At 63.3% G+C, this 26,370-nt stretch carries 25 protein-coding genes and 1 tRNA gene; 25 read left to right on the top strand and 1 reads right to left on the bottom strand.

Annotation, left to right across the window (positions count from 1 at the left end; all coding sequences use genetic code 11):
• Positions 1–141: 141 nt before the first annotated feature.
• A complete protein-coding gene (locus tag V8683_RS18555; RefSeq protein ID WP_411190104.1) occupies positions 142–1,686 on the top strand; it encodes a 2-isopropylmalate synthase in 1,545 nt (514 codons plus the stop codon).
• A gap of 101 nt (positions 1,687–1,787) precedes the next feature.
• Here the strand turns inward: V8683_RS18555 and V8683_RS18550 are convergent, their stop codons facing one another.
• A complete protein-coding gene (locus tag V8683_RS18550; protein ID WP_411190103.1) occupies positions 1,788–2,297 on the bottom strand; it encodes a hypothetical protein in 510 nt (169 codons plus the stop codon).
• A gap of 247 nt (positions 2,298–2,544) precedes the next feature.
• Between V8683_RS18550 and V8683_RS18545 the strand changes: the two genes are divergently transcribed.
• The 24 genes from V8683_RS18545 (at position 2,545) to V8683_RS18430 (ending at position 26,328) form a co-directional block, all read left to right on the top strand.
• Positions 2,545–3,819 (top strand): branched-chain amino acid ABC transporter substrate-binding protein, encoded by a 1,275-nt coding sequence (locus tag V8683_RS18545; protein WP_411190580.1) that lies wholly within the window; start codon positions 2,545–2,547, stop codon positions 3,817–3,819.
• 166 nt (positions 3,820–3,985) lie between these two features.
• Complete coding sequence (gene rpsO, locus V8683_RS18540) at positions 3,986–4,255, top strand: 30S ribosomal protein S15 (RefSeq protein WP_027795476.1); 270 nt, start codon at positions 3,986–3,988, stop codon at positions 4,253–4,255.
• Positions 4,256–4,619: 364 nt separating this feature from the next.
• Complete coding sequence (gene pnp / locus V8683_RS18535) at positions 4,620–6,779, top strand: polyribonucleotide nucleotidyltransferase (RefSeq protein ID WP_411190102.1); 2,160 nt, start codon at positions 4,620–4,622, stop codon at positions 6,777–6,779.
• 133 nt (positions 6,780–6,912) lie between these two features.
• Positions 6,913–7,923 carry an NAD(P)H-quinone oxidoreductase gene (locus V8683_RS18530; protein WP_411190101.1) on the top strand — a complete coding sequence of 337 codons (1,011 nt, stop codon included), beginning with the start codon at positions 6,913–6,915 and terminating at the stop codon, positions 7,921–7,923.
• Positions 7,924–8,075: 152 nt separating this feature from the next.
• Complete coding sequence (gene tpiA / locus V8683_RS18525; protein ID WP_411190100.1) at positions 8,076–8,858, top strand: triose-phosphate isomerase; 783 nt, start codon at positions 8,076–8,078, stop codon at positions 8,856–8,858.
• Positions 8,859–8,957: 99 nt separating this feature from the next.
• Entirely contained in the window at positions 8,958–9,371 is a 414-nt protein-coding gene (secG, locus tag V8683_RS18520; protein ID WP_411190099.1) for a preprotein translocase subunit SecG, read from the top strand.
• A 113-nt stretch (positions 9,372–9,484) separates the two neighbouring features.
• Positions 9,485–9,569: transfer RNA gene (locus V8683_RS18515), tRNA-Leu, on the top strand.
• A gap of 158 nt (positions 9,570–9,727) precedes the next feature.
• The gene (gene ndhC / locus V8683_RS18510; RefSeq protein WP_027795472.1) at positions 9,728–10,087 is read left to right on the top strand and encodes an NADH-quinone oxidoreductase subunit A; all 360 of its coding nucleotides are present in this window, start codon (positions 9,728–9,730) and stop codon (positions 10,085–10,087) included.
• A gap of 74 nt (positions 10,088–10,161) precedes the next feature.
• Positions 10,162–10,641 carry a NuoB/complex I 20 kDa subunit family protein gene (locus tag V8683_RS18505; protein WP_006052903.1) on the top strand — a complete coding sequence of 160 codons (480 nt, stop codon included), beginning with the start codon at positions 10,162–10,164 and terminating at the stop codon, positions 10,639–10,641.
• Between the two features lie 21 nt (positions 10,642–10,662).
• Positions 10,663–11,268, top strand: coding sequence for an NADH-quinone oxidoreductase subunit C (locus V8683_RS18500; protein ID WP_411190098.1), 606 nt, complete (start codon positions 10,663–10,665; stop codon positions 11,266–11,268).
• 9 nt (positions 11,269–11,277) lie between these two features.
• Positions 11,278–12,531, top strand: coding sequence for an NADH-quinone oxidoreductase subunit D (locus tag V8683_RS18495; RefSeq protein WP_411190097.1), 1,254 nt, complete (start codon positions 11,278–11,280; stop codon positions 12,529–12,531).
• Between the two features lie 153 nt (positions 12,532–12,684).
• A complete protein-coding gene (nuoE, locus tag V8683_RS18490; protein ID WP_411190096.1) occupies positions 12,685–13,170 on the top strand; it encodes an NADH-quinone oxidoreductase subunit NuoE in 486 nt (161 codons plus the stop codon).
• A complete protein-coding gene (nuoF, locus tag V8683_RS18485; protein WP_027795468.1) occupies positions 13,167–14,495 on the top strand; it encodes an NADH-quinone oxidoreductase subunit NuoF in 1,329 nt (442 codons plus the stop codon). Before nuoE ends, nuoF begins: the two co-directional genes overlap by 4 nt.
• Before the next feature lie 129 nt (positions 14,496–14,624).
• The gene (nuoG, locus tag V8683_RS18480; protein WP_411190095.1) at positions 14,625–16,958 is read left to right on the top strand and encodes an NADH-quinone oxidoreductase subunit NuoG; all 2,334 of its coding nucleotides are present in this window, start codon (positions 14,625–14,627) and stop codon (positions 16,956–16,958) included.
• On the top strand, positions 16,959–18,023 hold the full coding sequence (nuoH, locus tag V8683_RS18475) for an NADH-quinone oxidoreductase subunit NuoH (RefSeq protein ID WP_411190094.1): 1,065 nt from the start codon (positions 16,959–16,961) through the stop codon (positions 18,021–18,023).
• Between the two features lie 11 nt (positions 18,024–18,034).
• The gene (gene nuoI / locus V8683_RS18470; RefSeq protein ID WP_411190093.1) at positions 18,035–18,523 is read left to right on the top strand and encodes an NADH-quinone oxidoreductase subunit NuoI; all 489 of its coding nucleotides are present in this window, start codon (positions 18,035–18,037) and stop codon (positions 18,521–18,523) included.
• Positions 18,524–18,697: 174 nt separating this feature from the next.
• Complete coding sequence (locus V8683_RS18465; protein ID WP_411190092.1) at positions 18,698–19,372, top strand: NADH-quinone oxidoreductase subunit J; 675 nt, start codon at positions 18,698–18,700, stop codon at positions 19,370–19,372.
• Between the two features lie 18 nt (positions 19,373–19,390).
• Complete coding sequence (gene nuoK / locus V8683_RS18460; RefSeq protein WP_027795463.1) at positions 19,391–19,696, top strand: NADH-quinone oxidoreductase subunit NuoK; 306 nt, start codon at positions 19,391–19,393, stop codon at positions 19,694–19,696.
• A gap of 11 nt (positions 19,697–19,707) precedes the next feature.
• Positions 19,708–21,771, top strand: a complete 2,064-nt coding sequence (nuoL, locus tag V8683_RS18455; protein WP_411190091.1) for an NADH-quinone oxidoreductase subunit L — start codon at positions 19,708–19,710, stop codon at positions 21,769–21,771.
• Positions 21,772–21,786: 15 nt separating this feature from the next.
• Positions 21,787–23,286, top strand: coding sequence for an NADH-quinone oxidoreductase subunit M (locus V8683_RS18450; RefSeq protein ID WP_411190090.1), 1,500 nt, complete (start codon positions 21,787–21,789; stop codon positions 23,284–23,286).
• A gap of 24 nt (positions 23,287–23,310) precedes the next feature.
• Positions 23,311–24,783: an NADH-quinone oxidoreductase subunit NuoN gene (nuoN, locus tag V8683_RS18445; protein WP_411190089.1), complete on the top strand. Its 1,473-nt coding sequence runs from the start codon at positions 23,311–23,313 to the stop codon at positions 24,781–24,783.
• Positions 24,783–25,085 (top strand): DUF2818 family protein, encoded by a 303-nt coding sequence (locus tag V8683_RS18440; RefSeq protein ID WP_411190088.1) that lies wholly within the window; start codon positions 24,783–24,785, stop codon positions 25,083–25,085. The genes nuoN and V8683_RS18440 overlap by 1 nt, the downstream gene beginning before the upstream one ends.
• An 85-nt stretch (positions 25,086–25,170) precedes the next feature.
• A complete protein-coding gene (locus tag V8683_RS18435; RefSeq protein ID WP_411190087.1) occupies positions 25,171–25,761 on the top strand; it encodes an NUDIX domain-containing protein in 591 nt (196 codons plus the stop codon).
• A gap of 132 nt (positions 25,762–25,893) precedes the next feature.
• Positions 25,894–26,328 (top strand): DUF1178 family protein, encoded by a 435-nt coding sequence (locus V8683_RS18430; protein ID WP_411190086.1) that lies wholly within the window; start codon positions 25,894–25,896, stop codon positions 26,326–26,328.
• The last annotated feature ends 42 nt before the right edge of the window (positions 26,329–26,370 follow it).

The raw sequence follows: 26,370 nt of genomic DNA, 5'->3' as shown, positions 1-26,370 counted from the left end.
TAAGCGCGCTAGCTCTAGCGCGCCTGCCGCGCTGATCTCGCTCGCCCTCCGTAAGCCTCGTTCATTGTCAGCGTCGCCATCGGTGGCGCGAACACCCGAAATCCGTTTTAGACACTGAACAAGTCCCCCTGGAGACCCGAAATGGCAGCAGACAAGCTCATCATCTTCGATACGACGTTGCGTGACGGCGAGCAGTCGCCCGGTGCGTCGATGACGAAGGAAGAGAAGATTCGCATCGCGAAGCAGCTCGAACGCATGAAGGTCGACGTGATCGAGGCGGGCTTCGCGGCCAGCTCGAACGGCGACTTCGACGCGATCCACACGATCGCCGGCATGATCAAGGACAGCACGATCTGCTCGCTCGCCCGCGCCAACGACAAGGACATCCAGCGCGCCGCCGACGCGCTCAAGCCTGCCGACCACTTCCGCATCCACACGTTCATCGCCACCTCGGCGCTGCACATGGAGAAGAAGCTGCGCATGTCGCCCGAGCAGGTGTTCGAGCAGGCGAAGCTGGCGGTGCGCTTTGCGCGCAAGTTCACCAACGACGTGGAGTTTTCGCCGGAAGACGGCAGCCGTTCGGATCTCGACTTCCTGTGCCGCGTGCTCGAAGCCGTCATCAACGAAGGCGCCACGACGATCAACATCGCCGATACGGTCGGCTACGGCATTCCCGAGCTGTACGGCAACCTCGTCAAGACGCTGCGCGAGCGCATCCCGAACTCGGACAAGGCCGTGTTCTCGGTGCACTGCCATAACGACCTCGGCATGGCCGTCGCGAACTCGCTGGCCGGCGTGCAGATCGGCGGCGCGCGCCAGGTGGAGTGCACGATCAACGGTCTCGGCGAGCGCGCCGGCAATACCTCGCTCGAAGAAATCGTCATGGCCGTGAAGACCCGCAAGGACTACTTCGGCCTCGACCTCGGCCTCGACACCACGCAGATCGTGCCGGCCTCGAAGCTCGTTTCGCAGATCACCGGTTTCGTCGTGCAGCCGAACAAGGCCGTGGTGGGCGCGAACGCGTTCGCGCATGCCTCGGGCATTCATCAGGACGGCGTGCTCAAGGCGCGCGACACCTACGAGATCATGCGCGCGGAAGACGTGGGCTGGAGCGCGAACAAGATCGTGCTCGGCAAGCTTTCGGGCCGCAACGCATTCAAGCAGCGTCTGCAGGAACTGGGCATTCAGCTCGACAGCGAAGCCGAACTGAACAACGCGTTCGCGCGCTTCAAGGAACTGGCGGACCGCAAAGCCGAGATCTTCGACGAAGACATCATCGCGATCGTCACGGAAGAGTCGGCCGAGGCGCAGGAGAAGGAGCACTACAAGTTCCTCTCGCTCGCGCAGCACTCGGAAACGGGCGAGCGTCCGCACGCCCGCGTCGTGTTCTCGGCCGACGGCAAGGAAGTGACGGGCGAGGCGGCCGGCAACGGCCCGGTCGACGCGACGCTCAACGCCATCGAGACCGAAGTCGGCAGCGGCTCCGAACTGCTGCTGTATTCGGTGAACGCAATCACCACCGGCACCCAGGCCCAGGGCGAAGTGACCGTGCGTTTGTCGAAGGCTGGCCGTATCGTGAACGGTGTGGGCACCGATCCGGATATCGTCGCCGCTTCGGCGAAGGCGTATATCTCGGCGCTCAACAAGCTCTACTCGGGCGACAAGCTCAATCCGCAGCGTTCGTAAGCGGCGGCGCACCCCGTTGCGTCTACCGCTTCGGGGCACAAGCAAAACCCCCGCGCATGAGAGCGCGGGGGTTTTGCTTTTGGGCGAGATATCGCCGCGGATTAGAAGAAACCGCGGCGCTCGTCCGGGTCGTGCAGCGGATCGGGCGTCTTCTGCATGAGCCGAAGAACGCCGTCGTCGTCGAAGTAGAAGCTGTAGAGCATGTACCAGATGTCGTCGTCCAGATACCGGTACGTCCACGTCTGCCGCTTCATCAACGGGTAGTAGGACGTGTCTTCGGGGCGGCCGAAGTTCACGAGCACGTCGGCGCGCGTCCACTTGCCGATCTCGGCGCGATAGAACTCGCTGTTTTGCAGCACCTGGCGCACGTTCACGACCTTGCCGCTCGCGTCGATGTCGGCGGCGACGGTCGTCTCGCCCATCGGCTGGGTTGGCCACATCAGGCGCTTGCCGCCGTTCGGCAGGTCATAGATTTCGCTCGGCGGCCCAAAGCGGGCGATCACGGCTTGCGCGTCGTCGCCCGTATGGAATCGCTGCCAAGGCTGCACGCATCCGGCGAGCGCGAGCGCTCCGAGGCCGGCTGCCAGCGCGCGGGTAAAGCGGTTGAGCATGGAATCTCCCAAAGGCGATGTTCCGAAGAACGCCATTGTTATCAATGCCCTATTTTGACACGCAATGGCGCCTGGGCTTGCGGCATTGACACTGCGCACCCTATGATCCGCGCTTCGTCCGCGCCGGGTATCGAGTTGGGTTGCGTTGGGTTGCATTGGGTCGGGCGCGACATCGGAGGAAGAGGGTATGAAGGCACGAATCGGCCGCGCGGCGGCGGGGCTGGGAGCACGGGTGAGCGCGCTTGCGATGGCGTTCGGGACTGCGCTTGTCGTCGCATCGACGGGCGCGGTGCGGGCTCAGGCGGCCGAGGCGCAGGATCCGGCGGGCGCGCCGATTCGGCTCGCATTGATCGAGGGCATGTCGGGACCGTTCGCCGACGCGGGCGCAGCCGTCGAACGCAATCTTCGCTTCGGTGTGGAGCGCGTCAACGCGCGCGGCGGCGTGACGTTGCGCGACGGCCGGCATCCGCTCGAACTGGTCGTGCTCGACAGCAAGGGCAGCGCCGCGACGGCGCTGATCCAGTTGCACGCGGCCGCCGACCGGCACATCGGCTTCATCCTCCAGGGCAACAGCTCGGCGGTGGCGGCGGCGCTCGTGACGGCCGTCGAGCGCCAGAACGCGCGCGAGCCCGATAACCGCGAAGTCTTCCTCAACTATTCCGCCGACGACCCCGCGCTCACGAACGCGAACTGCAGCTTCTGGCATTTCCGCTTCGACGCTCACGCCGGCATGCGCATGGATGCGCTCGCGGACGTGATCGCCGCCGATCGTTCCGTCAGGAAGGTCTATCTGCTGAACCAGGATTACAGCTTTGGCCACGATGTGAGCACGCTCGCGCGCACCGCGCTCATTCGGCGCCGGCCCGACATCGCGATCGTGGGCGACGAGTTCCACCCGATCGGCCGCGTCAAGGACTTCACGCCCTATATTGCGAAGATCCGCGCTTCGGGCGCCGACGCCATCGTCACCGGCAACTGGGGCGACGACCTCACGCTGCTCGTGAAAGCCGCGCGGGAGCAGGGGCTCGACGCGAAGTTCTATACGTTCTACGGCAACAGTCTCGGGGCGCCGGCGGCGCTGGGCGACGCAGGCGTGAAGCGCGTGATCGCGGTGGCGGACTGGCATCCGAACGCCGGCGGCAGCGCCTCCGACGCGTGGTACGCCGCATTCCGCACGCGCTACCCGGCCCCGCGGGACGATTACCCGATGCTGCGCGTGGAAATGCTGGTCGAGATGCTGGCGCAGGCCATGACCCGCGCCGGCACGGCCGACCCCACCGCGGTGGCGAAGGCGCTGGAAGGGCTGCGGTTCATGGGCGACGAAAGCGGCTTTCATCCGATGTGGATGCGCCCCGACGATCATCAGGTGATCCAGCCCCTTTATGTGATGCAAATGGACAAAGCGGGCACGCCGGGCGTGCGCTACGACAACGAAGGCTCGGGCTACGGCTTCCGGACGGTGCGGGAATTACCGCCACAGCAGACCGTGCTGCCGACGACGTGCCATATGAACCGGCCCTGAGCGCAGTGCCCGCGTTCGCCGGCGATGCCCGGGTTCGCGGCAAACCCGGCCTGTGCTACAATGCGCGCTTCGCCGTAAAGGGCAGGCAGGAATGCAGCCCGCGGCGATGTAATCCACGGCACGGCCTTTCTTCCGTGACCGCCCGTTAGCTTTAAAGGAAAAGCAAATGTCCGTAGCAGATATCAAGAAATCCGACATCGTCGCGCAATTCGCGCGCGGCACCGGTGACACGGGTTCGCCCGAAGTTCAGGTGGCCCTCCTCACGTCGCGTATCAACGAACTGACTGGCCACTTCAAGTCGCACGCGAAGGATCACCACAGCCGCCGTGGCCTGCTGCGCATGGTGAGCCGCCGCCGCAAGCTGCTCGACTACCTGAAGGGCAAGGACGCCGATCGTTACCGCGCGCTGATCGAAAAGCTGGGTCTGCGCAAGTAACCGGAAGGTCTTCCAGAAAGATGCCTGTGTCAGTTCCACTGATGCAGGCATTTTGTTTTTGAACGGTCCGCTTCGTGATGCCCGGCACCGCCCTGGCGCGAGGCGGAGCGCATCGGCAGGACAGGCAGCACCAGAGTCGGACAAGCCGCTAAAAAGCGGCTAAAACAGCAGCATCAGCAGGGCCGGTCCACGGGGCAGAGCTTTGTGTCATTCCAGCGGGTCACGCGCCGGGCGTACGCTTTACCCGCGATTCGCTGGAATGGCATAACACTCCTCTTCCTGCGCGGCACCGGTCCGTGTATTGCCGTGTCGCCTGCCCATGGCAGGCCACGCAGCATAACAACGAGTAAGGAGTGACTAGACCATGACCATGTTCAATAAAGTCGTGAAAGAATTCAAATGGGGCCAGCACAATGTGCGCCTCGAGACGGGTGAGATCGCCCGTCAGGCAAGCGGTGCCGTCATCGTCGACGTCGAAGATACCGTCGTGCTCGCGACCGTCGTCGGCGCGAAGACCGCCAAGCCGGGTCAGGACTTCTTCCCGCTGACCGTCGACTACATCGAAAAGACCTACTCGGCCGGCAAGATCCCGGGCGGCTTTTTCCGCCGCGAAGGCCGTCCGTCGGAAGGCGAGACGCTGATCTCGCGCCTGATCGACCGTCCGCTGCGCCCGCTCTTCCCGGAAGGCTATTACAACGAAGTCCAGGTCGTGATCCACGTCCTGTCGATCAACCCGGAAATCCCGGCTGACATTCCCGCGCTGATCGGCGCGTCGGCAGCGCTGGCGATCTCGGGCCTGCCGTTCAACGGCCCGGTCGGCGCAGCGCGCGTCGCCTACGTCAACAACGAGTACGTGCTGAACCCGACGCGCTCGCAAAGCAAGGAATCGCGCCTCGACCTCGTCGTGGCCGGTACCGAGCGCGCGGTGCTGATGGTGGAATCGGAAGCGGATCAGTTGCCGGAAGACGTGATGCTCGGCGCCGTGGTGTTCGGCCACGAGCAGATGCAAACGGCCATCGACGCGATCCACGAGCTCGTGCGCGACGGCGGCAAGCCCGAGTGGGACTGGCAGCCGGCGCCGAAGGACGAGGCGCTCATCGCGCGCGTCACGGACATCGCCTACAACGAACTGCTGGCCGCGTATCAACTGCGCGACAAGCAGCAGCGTTCGACGAAGCTGAAGGAAGTCTATTCGGCAACCTCGAAGAAGCTCGAAGAAGAAGCGGCTGCTGCCGGCACGGTTGCGGCCGACAAGGCTTCGGTCGGCAACATCCTGTTCGACCTCGAAGCGAAGATCGTCCGCTCGCAGATCCTGAACGGCGAGCCGCGCATCGACGGCCGCGACACGCGCACCGTGCGCCCCATCGAGATCCGCACCGGCGTGCTGCCGCGCACCCACGGCTCGGCGCTCTTCACGCGCGGCGAGACGCAGGCACTCGTGGTCGCGACGCTCGGCACCAAGGGCGACGAGCAGATCATCGACGCGCTCGAAGGCGAGTACCGCGACCGCTTCATGCTCCACTACAATATGCCCCCGTTCGCGACCGGCGAAACGGGCCGCGTGGGTTCGCCGAAGCGCCGTGAAATCGGCCACGGCCGTCTCGCCAAGCGCGCGCTCGTCGCGTGCCTGCCGAGCGCCGAGGAGTTCGGCTACTCGATCCGCGTGGTCTCGGAAATCACCGAGTCGAACGGTTCGTCGTCGATGGCATCGGTGTGCGGCGGCTGCCTCGCGCTGATGGACGCCGGCGTGCCGATGAAGGCGCACGTCGCGGGCATCGCGATGGGCCTGATCCTCGAAGGCAACAAGTTTGCCGTGCTGACCGACATCCTCGGCGACGAAGACCACCTCGGCGACATGGACTTCAAGGTGGCGGGCACGGAAGCGGGCGTGACCGCGCTCCAGATGGACATCAAGATCCAGGGCATCACCAAGGAAATCATGCAGGTCGCGCTCGCACAGGCGAAGGAAGGCCGCATGCACATCCTCGGCAAGATGACGTCGGCGGTGTCGGGCGTGAACACGGAGCTGTCGGCGTACGCTCCGCGCATGATCACCGTCAAGATCAACCCGGAAAAGATCCGCGACGTGATCGGCAAGGGTGGTTCGGTGATCCGCGCGCTGACCGAAGAAACCGGCACCACGATCGACATCTCGGACGACGGCGTCGTGACCATCGCGAGCACGTCGAGCGAAGGCATGGCCGAAGCGAAGAAGCGCATCGAGAACATCACGGCCGAAATCGAAGTCGGTCAGATCTACGAAGGCCCGGTGCTCAAGCTGCTGGACTTCGGCGCGATCGTGAACCTGCTGCCGGGCAAGGATGGTCTGCTGCACATCTCCGAGATCGCCAACGAGCGCATCAAGGACATCAACGACTATCTGAAGGAAGGCCAGATCGTGAAGGTCAAGGTCATCCAGACGGACGAGAAGGGCCGCGTGCGCCTGTCGGCCAAGGCGCTGCTGAACGACGCAGCGGCAGGCGGCAACGGCGGCAGTGCACCGCAAGGCGAGCCGCAGCAATAATGCGGTAGCCTGTAACGGCCGGCAGCGCTTTGGCGCGCCGGCCGTTTTTCATGATGGAATGTCTGTATGACATTGCTCATGCATGGAGCGGGCGCCGCGTGCGCAATGCCATCCAGACTCAGGGGGACGCGAGATGAAGGCTGTCGAGATTACCGAATTTGGTGCACCGGACGTGCTCAAGCTGACCGAGCGTCCCATGCCCGAGCCGAAGTCGGGCGAAGTGCTGATCAAGGTCGCGGCGGCGGGCGTGAACCGGCCCGACGTGTTCCAGCGCAAGGGCTCCTATGCGCCGCCGCCGGGCGTCTCCGATTTGCCGGGGCTGGAGGTGGCGGGTGAAATCATCGGCGGGACGATCGACGAGAAGAACAATCCGTTCGGCCTGAAGATCGGCGAGCGCGTATGCGCGCTGATCGCGGGCGGCGGCTACGCCGAGTACGCCGTGGCGCCGCTCGGCCAGTGCCTGCCGGTTCCGCAGGGGCTGTCGGACATCGAGGCCGCGTCGCTGCCGGAAACCTTCTTCACGGTCTGGACGAACGTGTTCCAGCGCGGCCAGCTTGGCGCGGGCGAGGGCGGCGCGAACGAGACGCTGCTCGTGCAGGGCGGTTCGAGCGGTATCGGCGTGGCGGCGATCCAGATGGCGCATGCGCTCGGCTATCGCGTCTTCGTGACGGCGGGCTCCGACGACAAATGCCGCGCCTGCGAGCAACTGGGCGCGGAACGGGCGATCAACTATCGCAGCGAAGATTTTGTCGACGTGGTGAAGGCGCTCACGAACGATCGCGGCGTGGACGTGATCCTCGACATGGTGGGAGGCGGCTATATGCCGCGCGAGCTGACCGCGCTGGCCGACGGTGGCCGCATCGTCCTGATCGCGACGCTGGGCGGTGCGAAAGCGGAGGTCAACCTGCCCGAGATCATGCGTCGGCGACTGACGATCACGGGGTCGACGCTGCGTGCTCGCCCGGTCGAATTCAAGGCGCGGATCGCACGCGACCTGAAGGAGCGCGTATGGCCGCTGATAGAGGAGGGCCATATCAAACCGGTGGTGTTCCGCGTGTTTCCCGCGGCGCAGGCGGCCGAAGCGCATGCGCTCATGGAGAGCAGCGAGCATATCGGCAAGATCGTCCTCGCCTGGGATGATTGAGGCCGATTTAGTCTGATGGAGAGTCGCAGGCCTGAATTCCGCCACCTTTCTGCGTGACAAAGGGCGCGAACGAAACGCGGCGGTTTGACCCGCTTCGATTTCGCGCAGTAAAATTGCGTGTTTTGCGCCCGCTTTTAACCGCAACCGAAACAATGTCGAATCAACGAGCCAAGCTGGTAGTCGGTAACTGGAAGATGCATGGTCGCCTCGCGGTCAACGCGGCGCTGCTCGAAGGTGTCGCGCGTGGCGCCGAGGCGCTGCCTCAGGAGGTGCGTGTCGGCGTGTGCGTGCCGCACCCGTATCTCGCGCAGGCTCAGGCGCTGCTTGGCGGTAGCCGGGTAGCCTGGGGTGCGGAGGACATATCGGCGCACGAGCAGGGCGCGTACACCGGTGAGGTCGCGGCGGGTATGGTTGCCGACTTCGAGGCCACGTATGCGATCGTGGGCCACTCGGAGCGGCGCGCGTATCACGGCGAAAGCTCGGAACTCGTGGCGGCGAAGGCGCAGCGCGCGCTGGCAGCGGGGCTCACGCCCATTGTCTGCGTGGGCGAAACGCTCGAAGAGCGCGAATCGGGCGCGACGGAGAAGGTGGTCGGCGCGCAGCTCGAGGCCGTGCTGGCTGTGCTGACGGCCGGCGAGGCCGCGCGTATCGTGGTGGCGTACGAGCCGGTCTGGGCTATTGGCACGGGTCGGAGCGCGACGTCGGAGCAGGCGCAGCAGGTGCACGCGTTTCTGCGCGCGCGGCTTGCGGCGAAGGGCGCGCAGGCGGCCGGCGTGCTGTTGCTCTACGGCGGCAGTGTGAAGCCGGAGAACGCGGCGGAGCTGTTCCGCCAGGCCGACATCGATGGCGGCCTGATCGGCGGCGCCTCGTTGAAGGCAGAAGATTTTCTCGCGATTTGCGCGGCCGCTGCGGCGGGCGCGGATGTCGCGGGTTAAAGGGCTAGGAAGTTGCGCCCGCGCGCTTGAATGAGCGCGTGAGGCGCGTATGCGCAGGCCGTGACCCGGCTGCGTTCAACCAGGACTCAGGTGAGTGTGATGCTGTATTTGAAAACGTTGATTATCGTCGTTCAGCTTCTGTCGGCGATCGGGGTAATTGGCCTCGTGCTGCTTCAGCACGGCAAGGGCGCGGACATGGGTGCCGCATTTGGTAGTGGCGCCTCGGGCAGCCTGTTTGGCGCGAGCGGTTCCGCTAATTTCCTCTCGCGTACGACGGCGGTTCTTGCCACGGTCTTTTTCGCCTCGACCCTTGCATTAACCTACTTGGGGTCGTATCATGCGAAGCCGTCGGCTGGTGTGTTGGGTGCTGCGTCTCCGGCACCTGTCGCTGCTTCGGTTCCGGCTGCTGTAGCGCCTGCCAGTGTGGTTGCTGCAGCGCCTGCCGCATCCGCTCCGGCAGCAGCATCGCCGGCAAAGGCGGGCTCGGCTCCAGGTAATGATGTGCCGAAATAAATTTAGAAAAACTTGTTTTTGTGCATTGAACAAATCGCTAAGGCAAGTTAGAATTTAAGTCTTGAAGCGATTCGCGGGTTTCAACAAAATTGTCCTCCCGGATTGCATGTAGTGCCGACGTGGTGAAATTGGTAGACACGCTATCTTGAGGGGGTAGTGGCGAAAGCTGTGCGAGTTCGAGTCTCGCCGTCGGCACCAATGTTATTCTACAAAATGCCAGCCACTTGCTTCAGCTCGGGCTGGCATTTTTGCTTCTGGCATCGTGTTCGTTTATTGTTCGCAGCGCGAAGTACGTGAAGTGACCCCGCGGAGCGACATGTTCTGCGGAACCCTGAACCAACCGATAGAGGATAGCCTTGAACCTCGCTGCCTATTACCCTGTCCTGTTGTTCCTCCTCGTAGGTCTCGGTCTGGGCGTAGCGCTGGTTACCATCGGCAAGATCCTCGGCCCCAACCGGCCAGACAGCGAAAAGAACTCGCCTTACGAGTGCGGCTTTGAAGCGTTCGAAGACGCGCGTATGAAGTTCGACGTACGCTACTACCTGGTTGCCATCCTTTTCATCATCTTCGATCTCGAAACGGCGTTCCTGTTCCCGTGGGGTGTGGCCCTGCGCGACATCGGCTGGCCGGGCTTCCTGTCGATGATGCTGTTCCTGCTCGAATTCCTGCTGGGCTTCGCCTACATCTGGAAGAAGGGTGGCCTCGACTGGGAGTGACGGGTTAATCACCGGATAGCGTAAGGGCGGCTCTACAGGCACACTGCTGGTCGTCCGTCTGGAGTGGAAAACACATGAGTATCGAAGGGGTCTTGAAGGAAGGGTTTGTCACCACTACGGCTGACAAGCTGATCAACTGGACGCGCACCGGCTCGCTGTGGCCGATGACGTTCGGGCTCGCGTGTTGCGCGGTCGAGATGATGCATGCGGGCGCCGCCCGTTACGACCTCGACCGCTTCGGGGTTGTGTTCCGTCCCAGCCCGCGCCAGTCCGACGTCATGATCGTCGCCGGCACGCTCTGCAACAAGATGGCGCCCGCGCTGCGCAAGGTCTACGACCAGATGGCCGAGCCGCGCTGGGTGATCTCGATGGGATCGTGCGCCAACGGCGGCGGCTACTACCACTACTCGTACTCGGTCGTGCGCGGCTGCGACCGTATCGTGCCGGTCGATGTCTACGTGCCGGGTTGCCCGCCCACCGCGGAAGCGCTGGTCTACGGGGTGATCCAGTTGCAGGCGAAGATCCGCCGCACCAATACCATCGCACGTCAATAAAGGCCGCGTGCCTCCCACAATATGGCAAGCAAACTCGAGACCCTGAAAGCGAACCTCGAAACGGCTCTTGGCGCGCGCATCGTCAGCCTCACCGAGGCGCTCGGCGAACTCACGCTGGTCGTGAAAGCGGGCGACTACCTCGATGTCGCGAAGGATCTGCGCGACAACCCCACGCTGCGCTTCGAGCAACTCATCGACGTTAGCGGGGTGGACTACCAGACTTACGGCGACGGGGCCTGGGACGGCCCGCGCTTTGCCGCCGTGTCGCAACTGCTCTCGATCACGCATAACTGGCGCCTGCGCCTGCGCGTCTTCGCGCCGGACGACGAGGTGCCGATCGTGCCCTCGGTCTTCGAGATCTGGAACTCGGCGAACTGGTACGAGCGCGAGGCGTTCGACCTGTTCGGCATCGTGTTCGACGGCCATCCCGACCTGCGCCGCATCCTCACCGACTACGGCTTCATCGGCCATCCGTTCCGCAAGGACTTCCCGATCTCCGGCTACGTCGAAATGCGTTACGACCCGGAGCAGAAGCGCGTGGTCTATCAGCCGGTGACGATCGAGCCGCGTGAAATCACGCCGCGCGTGATCCGCGAGGATCGGTACGGCGGTCTGAAGAAACAGTAAGAGGGTCGCATGTCAGAGATCAAGAACTACACGCTCAACTTCGGCCCGCAGCACCCGGCAGCGCACGGTGTGCTGCGCCTCGTGCTCGAACTCGACGGGGAAGTGATCCAGCGCGCCGATCCGCATATCGGCCTTCTGCATCGCGGGACCGAAAAGCTTGCCGAAAACAAGACCTTCATTCAGTCGGTGCCGTACATGGACCGACTCGACTACGTGTCGATGATGGTCAACGAGCACGGTTACGTGCTTGCGATCGAAAAGCTGCTCGGCATCGAGCCGCCGATCCGCGCGAAGTACATCCGCGTGCTGTTCGACGAGGTTACCCGCGTGCTGAACCACCTCATGTGGATCGGCTCGCACGCGCTCGACGTCGGCGCGATGGCGGTGTTCCTCTACGCGTTTCGCGAGCGCGAAGACCTGATGGACGTGTACGAGGCGGTGTCGGGCGCGCGCATGCACGCGGCCTACTATCGTCCGGGCGGCGTCTATCGCGACCTGCCTGACGCGATGCCGCAATACAAAGCGTCGAAGATCCACAACGAGAAGGCGCTCGCGCGCATGAACGAAGCGCGCCAGGGCTCGGTGCTGGACTTCATCGACGACTTCTTCACGCGCTTCCCGGGCTGTGTCGACGAGTACGAAACGCTTCTCACCGACAACCGGATCTGGAAGCAGCGTCTCGTCGGCATCGGCGTGGTGACCCCGGAGCGGGCCATGCAGCTCGGCCTGACGGGTGCGATGCTGCGCGGTTCGGGTATCGAATGGGATTTGCGCAAGAAGCAGCCGTACGAAGTGTATGACCAGATGGATTTCGACATTCCGGTGGGCGTGAACGGCGACTGCTACGACCGCTATCTCGTCCGGGTCGAGGAAATGCGTCAGTCCACTCGCATTGCGAAACAGTGCATTGAGTGGCTGCGCAAGAATCCCGGCCCCGTGATGGTCGACAATCACAAGATTGCGCCGCCTTCGCGCGTGAACATGAAGTCGAACATGGAAGAGCTGATTCACCACTTCAAGCTCTTCACCGAAGGTTTCCACGTGCCCGAGGGCGAGGCCTATGCCGCCGTCGAGCATCCGAAGGGGGAATTCGGCATCTACCTGGTGTCGGACGGTGCGAACAAGCCGTATCGTCTGAAGATCCGCGCGCCGGGTTACGCCCACCTGTCCGCGCTGAACGAAATGGCGCGCGGGCACATGATTGCCGACGCGGTTACGATCATCGGCACGCAGGACATCGTGTTCGGGGAAATCGACCGCTAGGCAGCAAATGGCCGGCGCGCCCGATCGGGAAGGGTGCGCGGCGAAATACCGGGAACGCCACGTCTGTCGCAGCGAGCAGGTCCATGTAACGCGCGGCAGGTTTGTGTCTGGCGGGAATCGAAACGGTAGGAATTGAAAGAGTCGTGTCTGAAAATGATCTCAGCTGAAGGCCTGAAAGAAATCGATCGCGCGCTGACCAAGTACCCCGCCGATCAGAAACAGTCCGCCGTCATGGCGGCTTTGGCCGTTGCTCAGGAAGAGCATGGCTGGCTGTCGCCCGAGCTCATGCAGTTCGTCGCCGACTACCTCGGCATGCCGCCTGTCGCGGTCCAGGAAGTCGCCACGTTCTACACGATGTTCGAGACAACGCCCGTCGGCAAGCACAAGATCACGCTCTGCACGAACCTGCCGTGCCAGCTCGGCCCGCACGGCGGCGCCGAGGCTACCGCCGAATACCTGAAAGAGAAGCTGGGCATCGACTTCGGCGAGACCACGTCCGACGGCAAGTTCACCCTCAAGGAGGGTGAGTGCATGGGCGCGTGCGGCGACGCACCGGTGCTGCTCGTGAACAATCACCGCATGTGCAGCTTCATGAGCCGCGAGAAGATCGACCAGTTGCTCGAGGAGCTTTCGAAATGACTTCGTTGCACGACCGTCACATCAAACCGCTGATTCTCGCGGGCCTGAACGGCGAGAACTGGCACCTCGAAGACTACGTTGCGCGCGGCGGCTACAAGCAGCTGCGCCGCATTCTCGAAGAGAAGATTCCGCCCGAGCAGGTGATCGCCGACGTGAAGGCCGGCGGTCTGCGCGGCCGCGGCGGCGCGGGCTTTCCGACCGGCCTGAAGTGGAGCTTCATGCCGCGTCAGTTCCCCGGCCAGAAGTACCTCGTCTGCAACTCGGACGAGGGCGAGCCCGGCACGTTCAAGGATCGGGACATCCTGCGCTGGAACCCGCATGCCGTGATCGAAGGTATGGCCATCGGCGCGTACGCGATGGGCATTACCGTGGGCTACAACTACATCCACGGCGAAATCTTCGAGGTGTATCGCCGCTTCGAGGCTGCACTCGAAGAAGCGCGCCAGGCGGGCTTGCTCGGCGACAACATTCTGGGCACGGACTTCTCGTTCCAGTTGCACGCGCACCACGGTTACGGCGCGTACATCTGCGGCGAGGAAACCGCGCTGCTGGAATCGCTCGAAGGCAAGAAGGGCCAGCCGCGCTTCAAGCCACCTTTCCCGGCGAGCTTCGGCGTGTACGGCAAGCCCACCACGATCAACAACACCGAGACGTTCGCGGCGGTGCCGTTCCTGCTGACGGTCGGCCCGCAGACGTACATGGAACTCGGCAAGCCGAACAACGGCGGCACGAAGATCTTCTCGATCTCGGGCGACGTGGAGCGTCCGGGCAACTACGAGATCCCGCTCGGCACCCCGTTCGCGACGCTCATGGAGCTCGCCGGCGGCATGCGCGGCGGCAAGAAGCTCAAGGCCGTGATTCCGGGCGGCTCGTCGGCGCCGGTCATTCCGGGCGACATCATGATGCAGACCGACATGGACTATGACTCGATCGCCAAGCAGGGCTCGATGCTCGGCTCGGGCGCGGTCATCGTCATGGACGAAACGCGCTGCATGGTGCGCTCGCTGCTGCGCCTCTCGTACTTTTATTACGAAGAGTCGTGCGGCCAGTGCACGCCGTGCCGCGAAGGCACGGGCTGGCTCTATCGCGTGGTTCATCGAATCGAGCACGGCCTTGGCCGCCAGGAAGACCTGGACCTGCTGAACTCGGTGGCGGGCAACATCATGGGCCGCACGATCTGCGCGCTCGGCGATGCGGCGGCCATGCCCGTGCGCGGTATGCTCAAGCACTACTGGGACGAATTCGAATATCACGTGCACAACAAGCGTTGCCTCGTCGGCGGACATGCCGACTCGCACGCGGCATCGGAGACGGTGGCCGCTTGACGGTAAAAGGCCGGCGAACAGGACAGGCAGCACGTTGGGCGCGAGCCGCGTGGCAGGACGCAACGGGGTAGACCGCGACAGGCGTGAAAGCGCAATAGCGCGGTAACAGGTTAGGGACGATTAACCATCATGGTTGAACTTGAAATAGACGGCAAGAAGGTGCAGGTGCCCGAGGGCAGCATGGTGATCCAGGCTGCGCAGCGGGTGGACACGTACATCCCGCACTTCTGCTATCACAAGAAGCTGTCGATTGCGGCCAACTGCCGGATGTGTCTTGTCGATGTCGAGAAGATGCCGAAGGCCGTGCCCGCCTGCGCGACCCCGGTGTCCCAGGGCATGGTCGTGCGCACGTCGTCCGAAAAGGCCGTGCAGGGCCAGCAAGCTGTGATGGAGTTCCTGCTCATCAACCACCCGTTGGACTGCCCGATCTGCGACCAGGGCGGCGAATGCCAGTTGCAGGATCTGGCCGTGGGCTACGGCAAATCGGCCTCGCGCTACAGCGAAGAAAAGCGCGTGGTGTTCCACAAGAACGTGGGTCCGCTCATCTCGATGGAAGAGATGTCGCGCTGCATTCACTGCACGCGCTGCGTGCGCTTTGGCGACGAGATCGCGGGCGTGATGGAGCTCGGCATGCTAGGCCGCGGCGAGCACTCGGAAATCACGTCGTTCGTCGGCAAGACGGTGGACTCGGAACTCTCGGGCAACATGATCGACGTGTGCCCGGTCGGCGCGCTCACGAGCAAGCCGTTCCGCTTCTCGGCGCGCACGTGGGAGCTCTCGCGCCGCAAGTCGGTGAGCCCGCACGATTCGACCGGTGCGAACCTCATCGTCCAGGTCAAGAACAACCGCGTGATGCGCGTGCTGCCGTACGAAAACGAGGCGATCAACGAGTGCTGGATCTCGGACAAGGATCGCTTCTCATACGAAGGCCTGAACAGCGAAGACCGCCTGACCCGCCCGATGCTCAAGCAGGGCGGCGAGTGGGTCGAGACCGACTGGCAGACGGCGCTCGACTACGTCGTGAAGGGCATCAACGGCATCAGCGACGAGCACGGCGAGAACATGATCGCCGCGCTTGCCAGCCCGCACAGCACGACGGAAGAACTCTATCTGCTCAAGCAGCTTGCGAACGCGATCGGCACGCCGAACGTCGACTTCCGCCTGCGCCAGAGCGACTTCTCGGCGCCGCTGACGGGTGCGCCGTGGCTCGGCACGAAGATCGCCGATCTGTCGTACGCCGATGCCGCGCTCGTGATCGGCTCGTTCCTGCGCCGCGACCACGCACTCTTCGCTGCGCGCTTGCGCCAGGCCGCGAAGGGCGGCGCGCAGGTCGCGCTGCTGCAGGCTACGGCCGACGGCTCGCTGATCCCGGGCGCGCAGCGCATCGTCGCCGCGCCTTCGGCGTGGCTCGACGAACTGGCCGGCATTGCCGCCGCGGCGGCCGAGGCGAAGGGCGTCGCGTTGCCGGAAGCCTTTGCGGGCACGCAGGCGAGCGATGGTGCGAAGCAGGTCGCCGCCTCGCTCGCGAGCGGCGAGCGCCGCTTCGTGCTGCTCGGCAATGCTGCCGTCCAGCATCCGGACTTCTCGCGCTTGCATGCCGCGGCGCAGTTCATCGCCGAAACGACCGGTGCGACGCTCGGCTTCCTGACCGAAGCAGGCAACACGGTTGGCGCCTACCTCGTGGGCGCATTGCCGGGCAACGACGGCCTGAACGCGCGCGAAGCGTTCGAACAGCCGCGCAAGGGCTACCTGTTGCTCAACGTCGAGCCCGAATTCGACACGGCGAACCCGGCTGCGGCGCGCGCCGCGCTGGGCCAGGCCGAAATGGTCGTGATGCTCTCGCCGTTCAAGACGGGCCTCGAGTACGCCGACGTGCTGCTGCCGATCGCGCCGTACACCGAGACCGCCGGCACGTTCGTGAACGCCGAAGGCACGGTGCAGCTGTTCAACGGCGTGGTGCGTCCGCTTGGCGAGACGCGTCCCGCATGGAAGGTGCTGCGCGTGCTGGGCACGCTGCTCGGCGCGCACGGCTTCGAATACGACACGTCGGAAGAAGTGCGCCGCAAGGCGCTGGGAGACGGCGATTTCGCGCAGCGTCTCTCGAACCGGGCGGGCGCACCGGTCGCGAAGGGCACTGCGGCGAAGGCAGCCGAAGGCCGTTTCGAACGCATTTCCGACGTGCCGATCTACCACGCCGACCCGCTCGTGCGCCGCGCCGAGTCGCTGCAGCTCACGACGGCCGCACGCGTGGCGAACACAGTCGGTCTGCCGGCCGCGCTTTTCGACCAGCTCGGTCTGAAGGAAGGCGAAGCGGTGCGCGTGCGCCAGGGCGACCTGTCGGTCACAGCGCCGGCTACGCGCGATGCGAATCTTGCGCCGACGGTGGTGCGCGTTTCGGCGGCGACGCCGGCCGGCGCGCAGCTCGGCAGCCTGTTCGGTGAACTGCTGGTGGAGAAGGCCTAAATGAGCTTGTTCGATACGATCAATGCAGGCGGCAGCCAGCTGCTCGGCGTGGCATGGCCCACCGTGTGGGCACTGGTGCGCATTCTCGTCGTCGCGGTGGTGATCCTGCTGTGCGTGGCGTACCTGATCCTCTGGGAGCGCAAGCTGATCGGCTGGATGCACGTGCGTCTCGGCCCGAACCGCGTGGGTCCCGCCGGTCTCCTGCAGCCGATCGCCGACGTGCTGAAGCTGCTGCTCAAGGAAGTCATCCAGCCCGCCCAGGCCAGTCGCTGGATCTACATGGTCGCGCCGATCATGGTGGTGGTGCCGGCGTTCGCCGTCTGGGCCGTGATCCCGTTCCAGGCGGGTGCGGTGCTCGGCAACATCAACGCGGGCCTGCTCTACGTGATGGCGATCTCGTCGATTGGCGTGTACGGCGTGATTCTCGCGGGCTGGGCCTCGAACTCGAAGTACGCGTTCCTTGGCGCGATGCGCGCCGCGGCGCAGATGGTGTCGTACGAAATCGCGATGGGCTTCGCGCTCGTCGTCGTGCTGATGGTCTCGGGCAGCCTGAACCTCTCGGACATCGTAGAAGGGCAGATGCGCGGCATGTTCGCGAGCTGGGGCATCACGTTCCTCTCGTGGAACTGGCTGCCGCTCCTGCCGATGTTCGTCGTCTACTTCATCTCGGGTCTGGCTGAGACGAACCGCCACCCGTTCGACGTGGTGGAAGGGGAGTCGGAAATTGTCGCGGGTCACATGATCGATTACTCGGGGATGGCGTTCGCGCTGTTCTTCCTCGCCGAGTACATCAACATGATCGTGATCTCGGCGCTGGCCTCGGTGCTGTTCCTCGGCGGCTGGAGCGCGCCGTTCGGTTTCCTCGACTTCATCCCGGGCGTGTTCTGGCTCGTGCTGAAGGTCTTCTGTCTCCTTTCGGTGTTCATCTGGGCGCGCGCGACCTTGCCGCGCTACCGCTATGACCAGATCATGCGTCTGGGCTGGAAAGTGTTCATTCCGGTCTGCGTGGTGTGGCTGATCGTCGTCGGCTTCTGGTACATGTCGCCGTTGAGCATCTGGAAATAAGGGGCGACGCAATGAACGCTATCCAAAACTTCTTCAAGACGTTTTTTCTGACCGAGATTCTCAAAGGTCTCGCGCTGACTGGCCGTTATACCTTCAAGCGCAAGTTCACCGTGCAGTTCCCGGAAGAAAAGACACCCATCTCGCCGCGCTTTCGCGGCCTGCACGCGCTGCGCCGCTATGAGAACGGCGAAGAGCGGTGCATCGCGTGCAAGCTGTGCGAGGCCGTGTGTCCCGCGCTCGCGATCACGATCGAATCCGAGGTGCGCGAGGACAACACGCGCCGCACGACACGTTACGACATCGACCTGACCAAGTGCATCTTCTGCGGGTTCTGTGAAGAGAGCTGCCCGGTCGATTCGATCGTCGAAACGCACATTCTCGAGTATCACGGCGAGAAGCGTGGCGATCTGTATTTCACGAAGGACATGCTGCTGGCTGTTGGCGATCGCTACGAAGCACAGATCGCAGCAAACAAGGCAGCGGATGCACCGTACCGTTGATATTCAGTTTGACGCTGCATCGGCCCGCGGCGGGGCCGGCTGTGGGGAAGGGCTGTGCCGGAAAACGGCACCTTTCCCCAGCCCGAAACGCCGCGGCGCGACGCTCCCTGGTCTGGCCGCCAGCCTGCGCCGCGCAACCCGCCTTAAGATGGCCTCAACGATGAACCCGTAATCATGGAATTCACGACCGTCCTGTTTTACATCTTCGCCCTGCTGCTGACGTTGTCAGGGCTGAAGGTGATCACGTCGCGCAACCCCGTTGCGTCGGCGCTCTTCCTCGTTCTGGCGTTCTTCAACGCGGCCGCGATCTGGATGCTGCTCGAGGCGGAATTCCTCGCGATCCTGCTGGTGCTCGTCTACGTGGGCGCGGTGATGGTGCTGTTCCTGTTCGTGGTGATGATGCTGGACATCAACGTCGACGTGCTGAGCCGCGACTTCAAGCGCTTCATTCCGGTGGCGACCATCGTGGGCGGCATCATCGTGGTCGAGACCGCGCTGATCCTGTGGCGTGGTTACGGCGCGACCTTGCAGCCCGTGCCCGATACGTCGGCCGCTGCCGCAACGGCCGTGTCGAACACGCATCTGATCGGCAAGATCATTTATACCGACTACATTTTCGCGTTCGAAGTGGCGGGTCTCGTGCTGCTCGTGGCGATCGTCGCGGCGATTGCGCTGACCGTGCGCGAGCCGAAGGACTCCAAGCGCCAGGACGTCGCGAAGCAGGTGAGCGTGCGCCGTCAGGATCGCGTGCGCCTCGTGAAGATGCAGCCGGAGAAGGAAGTGCCGGAAACGGTGCAGGCAACCGATGGCGCCGCCGCGGGCGACGCCCCGGCCGGTACCAAGGCTTAAAGCGCGGAGGAGCGAACCATGTTGACCCTGGCCCATTATCTCGTCCTCGGCGCGATCCTTTTTGCGATCTCGATCGTCGGCATTTTTCTGAATCGGCGCAACGTCATCATCATCCTGATGGCGATCGAGCTGATGCTGTTGGCGGTGAACACGAATTTCGTCGCGTTCTCGCACTATCTGGGTGATATACACGGACAGATTTTCGTGTTCTTCGTGCTAACGGTTGCGGCAGCGGAAGCCGCGATTGGTCTGGCTATTCTTGTGACTCTGTTCCGCAGCCTCGACACGATCAACGTCGAGGATCTCGATCAGCTCAAAGGCTAAGGCAGGCGGCTATGGCAACAACACTCAACGAATCCCTGTTGCTGGCGATTCCGCTGGCACCCCTTGCCGGCTCCCTGATTGCCGGTCTCTTCGGCAAGACCGTGGGCCGCGCGGGTGCGCATACGGTCACCATTCTCGGCGTCGCGATCGCGTTCGTGCTCTCGTGCATCACGCTGCTCGACGTGCTCGGCGGCGCGAGCTTCAACGCGACCGTGTACGAATGGATGTCGGTTGGCGGGCTAAAGTTCGAAGTTGGCTTCCTCGTCGACTCGCTCACGGCGCTCATGATGGTCATCGTGACCTTCGTGTCGCTGATGGTGCACATCTACACCATCGGCTACATGGCGGACGAGGACGGCTACCAGCGCTTCTTCTCGTACATCGCGCTCTTCACCTTCTCGATGCTGATGCTCGTGATGAGCAACAACTTCCTGCAGTTGTTCTTCGGCTGGGAAGCGGTGGGCCTCGTCTCGTACCTGCTGATCGGCTTCTACTTCAAGCGTGAAAGCGCCATCTACGCGAACCTGAAGGCGTTCCTCGTGAACCGCGTGGGCGACTTCGGCTTCCTGCTCGGCATCGGTCTCCTGCTTGCCTATGGCGGCTCGCTGAACTACAGCGACGTGTTCGCGAAGGGTAACGAGCTCGCCACGCTGACGTTCCCAGGCACCTCGTGGAACCTGCTTACGGTGGCCTGTATCTGCCTCTTCATCGGCGCGATGGGCAAGTCGGCGCAGTTTCCGCTGCACGTCTGGCTGCCCGACTCGATGGAAGGCCCGACGCCGATCTCCGCGCTGATTCACGCGGCAACCATGGTGACGGCCGGTATCTTCATGGTCGCGCGCATGTCGCCGCTCTTCGAACTCTCGGAAACGGCGCTCTCGTTCATCGTCGTGATCGGCGCCATCACCGCGCTCTTCATGGGCTTCCTTGGCGTGGTCCAGAACGACATCAAGCGCGTGGTCGCGTACTCCACGCTCTCGCAGCTCGGCTACATGACCGTGGCGCTCGGCGTGTCGGCCTATCCGGTCGCGATCTTCCACCTGATGACGCACGCGTTCTTCAAGGCGCTGCTGTTCCTCGCCGCGGGTTCGGTCATCATCGGCATGCACCACGATCAGGACATGCGCAACATGGGTGGTCTGCGCAAATACATGCCGATCACGTGGATCACCTCGCTCATCGGCTCGCTCGCGCTGATCGGCACGCCGTTCTTCTCGGGCTTCTATTCGAAGGATTCGATCATCGATGCGGTGAAGGCCTCGCACCTGGCAGGTTCGGGCTTCGCGTACTTCGCGGTGGTCGCGAGCGTGTTCGTGACGGCGCTGTACTCGTTCCGCATGTATTTCCTCGTGTTCCATGGCGCCGAGCGCTTCCGCGGTCCAAAGCATCCCGAGTCGCCGATGGGCATCGAGGCCGCGCAGGCAGCCCATGCGGCGGCCCATGGCGGCCACGACCACGACGATCACCACCATGCGCACGAGCCGCACGAGTCGCCGTGGGTGATCTGGGTGCCGCTCGTTCTGCTCGCGATTCCTTCGGTGATTTCGGGCGCCTATGCGATCCAGCCGTTGCTCTACGGCGGCTTTTTCTCGCCGGGCGTGGCGTTCCAGAACGTCATCTTCATCGGCCAGAACCACCCGGGACTTGCCGACATGAGTCAGGAGTTCCAGGGTTGGGCCGCGATGGGTGCGCATGCATTCTCCGGCCTGCCGGTGTGGCTCGCGCTCGCGGGCGTGGTGGTGGCGTGGTTCTTCTATATGAAGCGCCCAGATCTGCCGGCCGTCGTGTCGCGTACGTTCTCGCCGGTCTACAAGCTGCTGGCTAACGCGTATTACCTCGACAAGATCAACGAAATCGTCTTCGCTCGCGGAGCGGTCGCGATCGGTCGCGGTCTGTGGAAGGAGGGCGATGTCGTCGTGATCGACGGCGTCGTGAACGGGAGCGCCAAGTTTATCGGCTGGTTTGCAACTGTTATTCGATTCCTGCAATCCGGCTATATCTATCACTACGCATTTGCCATGATCATTGGTATGCTCGGCCTCCTGACCCTGTTTGTAACGCTCGGCGGCAAATAAGGCGAGGGAAACTGAATGCACACATATCCGATTCTAAGTATTGCGATCTGGCTGCCGATCCTGTTCGGCATCGTAGTTCTGGTAGTGGGTTCCCTTCGGAGCTCGAGCGCGGACCGCTGGCTCGCGCTCATCGGTTCTGTGCTGAGTTTCCTCGTCACGCTTCCGCTCGTTTCGGGCTTCGACACGACCACGGCTGCCCTGCAGTTCGAGGAGAAGTCGGTCTGGATCGAGCGGTTCAATATTGCCTATCACCTGGGCATCGACGGCATCGCGATGTGGTTCGTCGTGCTGACGTCGCTCATGACCGTGATCGTCGTGATCGCGGGCTGGCAGGTCATCCAGAGGAACGTTGCGCAATACTATGCGGCGTTCCTGATCCTGTCGGGGCTGATGATCGGCGTCTTCTGCGCCGCCGACGGCCTGCTGTTCTACGTGTTCTTCGAAGCCACGCTGATCCCGATGTACATCATCATCGGTATCTGGGGCGGCCCGAATCGCGTGTACGCGGCGTTCAAGTTCTTTCTCTATACGCTGGCCGGTTCGCTCCTGATGCTGGTCGCGCTGCTGTACATGTACCGCGAGACGCACACCTTCGATCTCGCCACGTGGCAGGCCGCGAGACTCGGCATGACGCCGCAGATCCTGCTCTTCATCGCGTTCTTCTTCGCCTTCGCGGTGAAGGTGCCGATGTTCCCGATCCATACGTGGTTGCCGGACGCGCACGTGGAGGCGCCCACGGGCGGTTCGGTCGTGCTGGCCGCGATCATGCTGAAGCTCGGCGCGTACGGTTTCCTGCGCTTCTCGCTGCCCATCACGCCCGACGCGAGTCACTATCTCGCGCCGTTCATCATCACGCTGTCACTCATTGCGGTCATCTATATCGGACTGGTCGCGATGGTGCAGGCGGACATGAAGAAGCTGGTGGCGTACTCGTCGATCGCCCACATGGGCTTCGTCACGCTCGGCTTCTTTATGTTCGGCCCATCCCAGCAGTTGGCGATGGAAGGCTCGATCATCCAGATGATCTCGCACGGCTTCGTTTCGGGCGCCATGTTCCTTTGTATCGGCGTGCTGTACGACCGCATGCATACGCGCCAGATCTCCGATTACGGCGGCGTCGTCAACACGATGCCGAAGTTCGCCGCGCTCGTGATGCTGTTCGCCATGGCCAACTGCGGCTTGCCGGGCACGTCGGGCTTTGTCGGCGAGTTCATGGTGATTCTGGCCGCGGTGCAGTTCAACTTCTGGATCGCTTTCGCGGCAGCGTTCACGCTGATACTCGGCGCGGCCTATACGTTGTGGATGTACAAGCGCGTGTACTTCGGCGCGGTCGTGAACGACCACGTCCGCGATCTGAAGGACATCGACCGTCGCGAGTACCTCATGCTGGCAGTGCTCGCGCTGCTGACGCTTTTCATGGGCATCTACCCGAAGCCCTTTACCGATGTGATGCACGTTTCAGTGGATAACCTCCTCTCCCACGTCGCAGTGTCGAAGCTGCCGCTGTCGCAGTAATACCGAGCGGAGGACTTAAAGATTATGCCAAACGCCCCTATGAACGAACTGCTGCCCGACGCGCTGGTGATGACCGCCGTCGTCGTCGCGTGGCTCAACGACACGTTCACCGGTCCCTCGGGCCGCAAGACGACGTACCTCATCGCACTGCTGTCCACGCTCGTGGCCGGCATCTGGTTCGCGGCGAATGCGTTCGATCCGCACGTGTACTACTACTTCTCGCGGATGTACGTGGTCGATGCGTTCGCCAGCGCGATGAAAGCGGTCGTGTCGCTCGGCTACGCCGTGTCGATCGTCTATTCGCGCAAGTACCTGGAAGACCGGGACATGTTCCGGGGCGAGTTCTTCCTGCTCGGCATGTTCTCGCTGCTCGGTCAGCTCGTCATGATCTCGGGCAACAACTTCCTCACGCTCTATCTCGGCCTCGAGCTGATGTCGCTCTCGCTCTACGCCGTGATCGCGATTCGCCGCGATACCGGCCAGTCGAACGAAGCCGCGATGAAGTACTACGTGCTCGGCGCGCTCGCTTCGGGCTTCCTGCTGTACGGCATCTCGATGCTCTATGGCGCGACCGGCTCGCTCGAACTGAACGAAGTGCTCAAGGCCGTGGCGTCGGGCCACATCAACGACATCGTGCTGCTGTTCGGCGTGGTGTTCGTCGTCGCGGGCGTGGCGTTCAAGATGGGCGCGGTGCCGTTCCACATGTGGGTGCCTGACGTCTATCAGGGCGCGCCAACGGCAATGACGCTGCTTACCGGCGGCGGCCCGAAGGTCGCGGCTTTCGCGTGGGCCGTGCGCTTTCTCGTGATGGGACTTTTGCCGCTCGCCGTCGACTGGCAGGAAATGCTCATCATCCTCGCCGCGCTTTCGATGATCGTCGGCAACATCACGGGTATCGTTCAGCGCAACGTCAAGCGCATGCTGGCGTACTCGGCGATCTCGAACATGGGCTTCGTGCTGCTCGGCCTGCTGGCCGGCATCGTGGACGGCAAGGCGAGCGGGGCGGCCAGCGCCTACAGTTCGGCCATGTTCTACAGCATCATCTATCTGCTTACGACGCTCGGCGCGTTCGGTATCGTGATGCTGCTGACGCGCCGCGACTTCGAAGCCGAAACGCTCGACGACTTCAAGGGCCTGAATCAGCGCAGCCCAGTGTTCGCGTTCGTCATGCTGCTCATGATGTTCTCGCTCGCCGGCATTCCGCCGACGGTGGGCTTCTACGCGAAGCTCGCGGTGCTCGAAGCGACGATGGACGCCGGCCTGACCTGGCTCGCGATTCTTGCGGTGATCACGTCGCTGTTCGGCGCGTTCTACTACCTGCGTATCGTGAAGCTGATGTACTTCGACGCGCCGAACGACACGGCGCCGATCGAAGGCCATACGTTCAACCGCGCGCTGCTCACGGTCAACGGTGCGGCCGTGCTGGTGCTCGGCATCCTTCCTGGTCCGCTGATGTCGCTCTGCCTGCGAGCCGTCGCGCATACGCTGCCGCTGTAATGTCGGCAGCGGGCTGGTTTATCGTGCTGTTGGCGCTCGCCGGCGCCAACCTGCCGTTCGTCAATCAACGGCTGTTCGGCGTCGTGTCGCTGCGCACCCAGAAGAAGAGCGCGTGGCTGCGCATCGCCGAACTGATCGTGCTGTATTTTGTGGTCGGCGCGTTCGGGTTCATGTTCGAAGCGCGCGCCGGCAACCGGTTCGATCAGGGCTGGCAGTTCTACGCCATCACGTTCAGCCTGTTCGTGGTGTTCGCGTTCCCCGGCTTCACCTGGCAATATCTCGTCAAGCGCCGCCCGGCGTAATCTGCGTCCCACGCGCCTCGTTTTGTCATGAGGCGCGGGCACTCTCTTTGCACTGCCGCATCTGTGCGCTATCCAGAGGTTCAAAATGGCTGAACATCAGAAACACGACCCGGCACTTGCCGAGACGTGCGTGCAAAGCACGACGCTCTATTCGGGTAACTTCCTGACCCTCAAACGCGACACGGTAGCGTTGCCCGACGGCAAGCACGCGACGCGCGAATTCGTCGTGCACCCAGGCGCCGTGATGGTGATCCCCCTTTTCGACGACGGCCGCGTGCTGATGGAGCGTCAATACCGTTATCCGCTCGCGCGCGTGATGACCGAGTTTCCGGCCGGCAAGCTCGACCCGCAGGAAGGAGCGCTGGCCTGCGCGAAACGCGAGCTTCAGGAAGAAACGGGCTATACGGCGCGCGAGTATCTCTACCTGACCCAGATTCATCCGGTCATCTCGTACTCGACGGAATTCATCGACATCTATCTCGCGCGCGGTTTGACCGCGGGCGAGGCGAAGCTCGACGAAGGCGAGTTCCTGGAGACGTTCACGGCGACCGTGCCGGAACTGCTCGAATGGGTGCGCAACGGCAAGATCACCGACGTCAAGACGATCATCGGCACGTTCTGGCTCGAGAAGGCACTCTCGGGAACCTGGCCGCTGGGCAAGATCGAGCAGGGTTGAGGGCATGAGCGGCGCAAGCTACGCAGCGCTACAATAAATGGTTACGCCGAGAACGGCCTGCCGGAAAATTTACGAACGGTCGTTCACAAATCGTCATTTTGCGCTACACTCGTTGCCAAGCCCCGATTCCCCATGAAGGTTCTCGATTTACAGTGTCCAGACGGCCATCGGTTCGAAGGCTGGTTCGCGTCCGCTGACGACTTCGAGTCGCAGCTTTCTCGCAAGCTGGTCGAATGTCCGATGTGCGGCGCCAAGGAAGTGAGCCGCCTGCCGTCCGCACCCCGGCTAAATTTGTCGGGTGCCGCCGAGGCGAGCCAGCGGCCTGCCCCGGATGGCGCGGCGCATTGGCAGGCTAAGGCGATGCGCGCACTGCGCGAGGTCCTGGAGAAGACGGAGAACGTGGGCGACCGTTTCGCCGAGGAGGCACGGCGTATTCACTACAACGAAGCGCCGTCGCGCAACATCCGCGGAGTCGCTTCCGCGGAAGATGCGCAAGCCCTCGTCGAAGAAGGCATCGACGTGATGCCGCTGCCGGTTCCGGCCGCGCTGAAGGACTCGCTGCAGTAATCCTGCGGGTCTTCGCCGCGGCGCGGGGTTGTCCCGCACCGG

The sequence above is a fragment of the Paraburkholderia sp. AV2 genome (genome assembly GCF_054968425.1).
This window is presented reverse-complemented; position numbering and strand designations above follow the sequence as displayed.

Bases quoted from the DNA above. Each gene is read 5' to 3' on its own strand.
- V8683_RS18555 (WP_411190104.1), top strand. From the start codon at position 142: ATGGCAGCAGACAAGCTCATCATCTTCGATACGACGTTGCGTGACGGC.
- V8683_RS18550 (WP_411190103.1), bottom strand. From the start codon at position 2,297: ATGCTCAACCGCTTTACCCGCGCGCTGGCAGCCGGCCTCGGAGCGCTC.
- V8683_RS18545 (WP_411190580.1), top strand. From the start codon at position 2,545: ATGGCGTTCGGGACTGCGCTTGTCGTCGCATCGACGGGCGCGGTGCGG.
- rpsO (WP_027795476.1), top strand. From the start codon at position 3,986: ATGTCCGTAGCAGATATCAAGAAATCCGACATCGTCGCGCAATTCGCG.
- pnp (WP_411190102.1), top strand. From the start codon at position 4,620: ATGACCATGTTCAATAAAGTCGTGAAAGAATTCAAATGGGGCCAGCAC.
- V8683_RS18530 (WP_411190101.1), top strand. From the start codon at position 6,913: ATGAAGGCTGTCGAGATTACCGAATTTGGTGCACCGGACGTGCTCAAG.
- tpiA (WP_411190100.1), top strand. From the start codon at position 8,076: ATGTCGAATCAACGAGCCAAGCTGGTAGTCGGTAACTGGAAGATGCAT.
- secG (WP_411190099.1), top strand. From the start codon at position 8,958: ATGCTGTATTTGAAAACGTTGATTATCGTCGTTCAGCTTCTGTCGGCG.
- V8683_RS18505 (WP_006052903.1), top strand. From the start codon at position 10,162: ATGAGTATCGAAGGGGTCTTGAAGGAAGGGTTTGTCACCACTACGGCT.
- V8683_RS18500 (WP_411190098.1), top strand. From the start codon at position 10,663: ATGGCAAGCAAACTCGAGACCCTGAAAGCGAACCTCGAAACGGCTCTT.
- V8683_RS18495 (WP_411190097.1), top strand. From the start codon at position 11,278: ATGTCAGAGATCAAGAACTACACGCTCAACTTCGGCCCGCAGCACCCG.
- nuoE (WP_411190096.1), top strand. From the start codon at position 12,685: ATGATCTCAGCTGAAGGCCTGAAAGAAATCGATCGCGCGCTGACCAAG.
- nuoF (WP_027795468.1), top strand. From the start codon at position 13,167: ATGACTTCGTTGCACGACCGTCACATCAAACCGCTGATTCTCGCGGGC.
- nuoG (WP_411190095.1), top strand. From the start codon at position 14,625: ATGGTTGAACTTGAAATAGACGGCAAGAAGGTGCAGGTGCCCGAGGGC.
- nuoH (WP_411190094.1), top strand. From the start codon at position 16,959: ATGAGCTTGTTCGATACGATCAATGCAGGCGGCAGCCAGCTGCTCGGC.
- nuoI (WP_411190093.1), top strand. From the start codon at position 18,035: ATGAACGCTATCCAAAACTTCTTCAAGACGTTTTTTCTGACCGAGATT.
- V8683_RS18465 (WP_411190092.1), top strand. From the start codon at position 18,698: ATGGAATTCACGACCGTCCTGTTTTACATCTTCGCCCTGCTGCTGACG.
- nuoK (WP_027795463.1), top strand. From the start codon at position 19,391: ATGTTGACCCTGGCCCATTATCTCGTCCTCGGCGCGATCCTTTTTGCG.
- nuoL (WP_411190091.1), top strand. From the start codon at position 19,708: ATGGCAACAACACTCAACGAATCCCTGTTGCTGGCGATTCCGCTGGCA.
- V8683_RS18450 (WP_411190090.1), top strand. From the start codon at position 21,787: ATGCACACATATCCGATTCTAAGTATTGCGATCTGGCTGCCGATCCTG.
- nuoN (WP_411190089.1), top strand. From the start codon at position 23,311: ATGCCAAACGCCCCTATGAACGAACTGCTGCCCGACGCGCTGGTGATG.
- V8683_RS18440 (WP_411190088.1), top strand. From the start codon at position 24,783: ATGTCGGCAGCGGGCTGGTTTATCGTGCTGTTGGCGCTCGCCGGCGCC.
- V8683_RS18435 (WP_411190087.1), top strand. From the start codon at position 25,171: ATGGCTGAACATCAGAAACACGACCCGGCACTTGCCGAGACGTGCGTG.
- V8683_RS18430 (WP_411190086.1), top strand. From the start codon at position 25,894: ATGAAGGTTCTCGATTTACAGTGTCCAGACGGCCATCGGTTCGAAGGC.